This is a genomic window from Synechococcus sp. H60.3 (genome assembly GCF_047462295.1).
Lineage (GTDB): Bacteria > Cyanobacteriota > Cyanobacteriia > Thermostichales > Thermostichaceae > Thermostichus.
In genome coordinates, this window is the sequence record NZ_JANSIY010000153.1 from 1 (window position 1) to 4,611 (window position 4,611).

The 4,611-nt window shown below is 60.3% G+C and carries 3 protein-coding genes and 1 pseudogene; 3 read left to right on the forward strand and 1 reads right to left on the reverse strand.

The features are described from left to right. The first annotated feature begins 178 nt into the window (after nt 1-178). The 3 genes from NW841_RS11940 to NW841_RS11950 all read left to right on the forward strand — a co-directional run bounded on the left by NW841_RS11940 (nt 179) and on the right by NW841_RS11950 (nt 4,148). Nucleotides 179-1,807 carry a CocE/NonD family hydrolase gene (locus tag NW841_RS11940; RefSeq protein WP_414386562.1) on the forward strand — a complete coding sequence of 543 codons (1,629 nt, stop codon included), beginning with the start codon at nt 179-181 and terminating at the stop codon, nt 1,805-1,807. Between the two features lie 84 nt (nt 1,808-1,891). Then, entirely contained in the window at nt 1,892-2,152 is a 261-nt protein-coding gene (locus NW841_RS11945; RefSeq protein WP_414366681.1) for a DUF6761 family protein, read from the forward strand. A 172-nt stretch (nt 2,153-2,324) separates the two neighbouring features. Next, nucleotides 2,325-4,148, forward strand: a complete 1,824-nt coding sequence (locus NW841_RS11950; RefSeq protein WP_414386563.1) for a glycosyltransferase family 39 protein — start codon at nt 2,325-2,327, stop codon at nt 4,146-4,148. A 168-nt stretch (nt 4,149-4,316) separates the two neighbouring features. Here NW841_RS11950 and NW841_RS11955 read toward each other — a convergent pair. Further along, a pseudogene (locus NW841_RS11955) lies at nt 4,317-4,611 on the reverse strand (hypothetical protein); the annotation flags it as partial.

Sequence of the window (4,611 nt, forward strand, 5' to 3'; positions counted from 1 at the left end):
ATTGTGAAGCAATACATCCAGAATCAGTCAGAGGGTGCTATCCATCCCCACCGTATAGACGGTGGGGAATTCCGCACTTACGTTAAAATGCTTCTATCTCCCGGAATTTTCTATCGAAGAGCTCTCCAGGGATCCCTGTGCCTAGTTCTTCGGCAAATTTCGCTGACCTTACCCAACCATGCTGCCTGTGCGCCCCCGCGAAACCGTTTCCATGTTCACCCGCGACGGGATCCAACTGGATGCGGATGTCTATCGCCCAGAAGGCGGGGGGAGCTACCCGGTCTTGCTCATGCGGCAGCCCTACGGGCGGGCCATTGCCTCGACGGTGGTGTACGCCCATCCGCGCTGGTATGCGGCCCATGGCTATATCGTGGTCATCCAGGATGTGCGGGGGCGGGGCACCTCCAAGGGCTCCTTCTACCCCTTCCGCCACGAAGCTGAAGATGGGTTTGACGCGGTCAACTGGGCGGCTGCTTTGCCAGGGAGCAACGGTGTGGTGGGCATGTACGGCTTTTCTTACCAGGGCATGACCCAACTCTATGCCGCCTCCAGCCGTCCCAGCGCCTTGAAAACCCTCTGCCCGGCGATGTTGCCCTACGATCTCTACGCCGATGCGGCCTACCCGGGGGGAGCCTTTGCCTTCTCCAACAACCTCAGTTGGGCGCTGCAACTGGAAGCTGAGGGAGCCCGCCGGCGGGGAGAGGCCAACGCTTACCAGGCCCTCTTCAAAGCCTCCCGCAACTTGCCCCTCTACGATCCCATCCCCCTCAAGCCGGGCGTGCTGCAGCAATACGCGCCCCAGTCCTACTACTTCGACTGGCTGGAGCACAGCGAACCCGACGACTACTGGCGCCAGCTCTCCCCTCGGCTAGAGGTGGTGGATCTGCCGATGTTGCACATTGGCGGCTGGTTTGACAGCTATCTGAGTGGCAGCCTGCGCCTCTACAGGGAGATGAGTGCCCGCAGCCAAAACCCGCAACACCTGATCATCGGCCCTTGGGCCCACCTGCCTTGGGGGCGCAGGGTGGGGGCGCTGGACTTTGGCCCCGAGGCCGTCAGCCCCATCGATCGGCTGCAGGTGCGCTGGTTTGACCAGTTCCTCAAAGGCAAGGACACTGGGATCCTCCAAGAGCTGCCGGTGCGCCTATTCGAGATGGGAGCCAACCGCTGGCGCAGCTTAGAGGCCTGGCCCACCCCGGAGCCAAAAGCTTTTTACCTACACAGCACCGGCCTGGCTGCCCTCTCCGAACTTGAGGGATCCCTCCGCCCGGAACCCCCACTGAGGCAACAGTCGGATACTTTTGTTCACGATCCCTGGCGACCGGTGCCAGCCCTGGGGGGTCACCTGGTTTATCCTGCCGGGCCGCAAGAGCGCTCTGCCCTCGACTGCCGCACCGATGTTCTCACTTACACCACTCCCCCTCTGGAAACCGACCTCCTCCTGGCGGGGGATATCACGGCAGAGCTCTACGTCGAAGCCGACAGCCCCAGCTTGGATCTCTGCGCCGTGCTCTCCGTGGTGAGGCCGGACGGCCAGGTGTACAACTTTTCCCAGGGCTACCGTCGTCTGCAGGATCCCCAGCCCAATGCCCCCATCTCAATCCCCTGTCAGCCTACCTGTATCCGCATTCCCCGTGGCCACGCCCTGCGTCTCAGCCTCAGTGCGGCCTGTTTCCCGGCCTACTCCGTCAATACAGGTACGGGGATGCGAGAAGAGCGGCTCATCGAGGCCCGCATTCTCACCCTTACTCTTCACAGCGGCGGCAACACGCCCTCGCGGTTAACCTTGCCCATTCTTGAGGAATAGTGCTGCCTCTCCCGCTTTTGTAATCTCTGTCTAGCAAACGAAAATCAAACGCTAGGATGGGAACAGGTGGGGCAAGGGAGCGCCATGTTGCAAGACCCAAAGCTAATCCGGCACTATCAAGCTCTAACCGACGCGCTGGTGGATAGTTGGCATCGCGGCTATCAGCGCACTGACGAGCTAAGGCTGCTGGTGGACGGTTACCTGCTGGCCTTGCGAACTGGCAAACAATTGGAGCCCTTTGAGATTTACCGCCTCGAAGATGAGGTCAACCGCTTCCTCTACGATCCGTCCAACTTCATGGATCCGGAACTGGAGCGGGAGACGGAGAGGATGCGGGGCTACTAACTTTGGGGATCCCTGCTGGCAATCCTTGCGACCGGTAGGCCGCAGCCTCAATTCCTAAGTTCTCTAGCCTTGGGGTCTTTCTCCCGTCCTTCGGGAGAGAAGCTGGGGGTAGGGCGGTTTTGAGAACAACTTGGGCCTGGTAGGCTGAGAGCAGTCGATTCCTCTCAGTTCTATGGCAGTTTGGGATACCCTGGCAACTTCCCGGCGTCCGGCTCTGCTGGGATCCGGCCTGGGCTTGGGAATAGCCCTGACCTTCTGGTACGGGGTGTTTGGCTACCACGTACTGCAGATGGGTATCTGGCTGCTAAGCATCCTGCTGGTGGGGCTGTATGTGGCCCAGTTTCCTCCGGCTCAGCTCCCTTGGGATCCGACGCGGCTGCGCTGGCGTCAGGAGCTGCTGCACCTGGGGCTGCTGGCGCTGGTCTTCGCCCCCATCTACCTCTACGACCTGGCCAACATCCCTTTTCAAATCAACACCGACGAGATTGTCATCACCTCCATGGCACGGCGGGCCTCAGGGGTGCGCTACCCCGATATCTTTGGGCTGATGCCGGAGTATTTCTATTTTCCCCGCTTTATGTTCAGCCTCTTCGGCGGCCTGACGCGGCTGATGGGGGGAGTCACGCTGGTGAATGTGCGCACCGTGCATGCCGCCTTCGGGGTTGTCACCATTCTGGTGGCCTATGGGTTTTTTCGGTCGTTCTGGAACCCCCGGCTGGCCTTGGCAGGAGCGGCCCTCCTGGGATCCAACCACGCCTTGTTAGGCATCAGCCGCATGGCGATGCGGGAGAATCTGATTGTGCTGGTGGAGTGTGCAGCGCTAGCCTTGCTCTTAAAGGGCGTGCGGGAAAAAAATCCCCTGCTTTTGTATTTGGGGGGAGGGGCAGCGGCCTTCTCCCTCTACGGCTATCTGCCGGGGCGGGTGGTGATCCTGTTGGGGTTGCTGTTTGGCGGCCTCTACCTGCTCCTGGGCCGGGAGGAGCTGCAAGGAGGGGATAAGCAGGTCAACCCCTTCTGGACTTTGGCCAAGCTAACCGTGCCGGCGGCGCTGGGGTTTTTCCTGGTGGCTGCGCCCATCCTGGTGGCTACTGCCACCGCCCCCCCAGAAAGCGCCGAGTATGCCCGCCAGCAATTTCTCTTTTTCCCGGAAGGGCGGGCGCTGCAGCAGAGGTGGGTCAATGCGGCTACGCCGGCAGAGGCGGTGTGGCGCAACATCCGCAATGGCCTAAGCATGTTCAACGATCCCAGCCAGCACGACCGGGGCTACATCTACCCCAACTACGGCCATGCCTTTGTGGATCCGCTGACGGGGGTTTTGATCTGGCTGGGTCTGGGATCTGGCCTCTACCGCCTCTGGAAGGGGCGTAGCCAGCCCCACGACTGGCTTTGTATGGGCAGTTTCCTGTTTCTTTACCTGCTCTTTAGCTTGGCCATCACCAAAGCCCCCAACTACACCCGCCTGCTGGTAATCCTGCCCTTTGTAGCCTACCTAACTCTGGAAGGGATCCAGGCGCTGGCCGGTCTCCTGGAGCGTTGGGGATCCCCAGGGAGGAAGTGGCTGCCGGCAGTGGCGATGGCGGGGGCGATGCTGTTGATTGGCGGATGGAACTTGGCGATTTTTGGAGATTTTGTCCACAAGGGCTGGACCCAGGGCAACGATGTGGGAGCCACCGGGCGCTACGTGGCGGCCCGACAAGGGGATCCCGACTACCGCTTCTACTTGGCTGCCAGCGCCGCCTACCCCTATTTCAGCTGGGGAGAGCCCATCTATTGGCAGAGTTGGATCCAGTTTTTTGCCGGCTCGGGACAGGAGGTGCAGGTCTTTTCCCCTGAGGCGTTGCCCACCCAAGATCTCCAGCCGCCATTTACCCTGTTCCTGAACGAGGAGGTATGGAATCAGCAAGGGGCAGCGCTGCAGCAGCGCTTTCCCCAGGGACAGTTGCATCGGATCCCGGCTGAGCGGGGGTTGTGGGCTTTTGAAGTAGCGGATCCTTAGCGCTGCTCTCTCTAGGTAGCCGACTGGGCTTTGAGTCAGCTATACCCCTTGCCGTTGCCTCCTTGTGCCACCCTCGTGGATTAGGGAGAGGGGCTGCGCCCTACATCCATCCCAGCGGGGTGACCCACGCGGCCCTCAAAAAGGGATCCCCGCTGCTGAAGGGTAGGCTTAGGCCGGAGCAGCAGGGCCCGGCCATCTGGCGAAACGACGGGCGTGTTGCAGTGCCAAATCCACATAGTGCTCGGTGTGGCGGTCAACCTCCAGAAAAATCCCAAAAAATTTCGCCGTACACTTTAACCTACAGAATCCCCAGAGCCCCCTTAAAGTCGAAAAGGCTTCGGGCAAGCTTCTGAGGAACAAAATCCCAAGACCTAGCCAGCGCAAGTTACAGCCTGTTAATTTAAAATAGGGTACAGGTTTTAAGAGGAAGGAGAGAAGGGAATGCCAACCCATTCTTTGGATC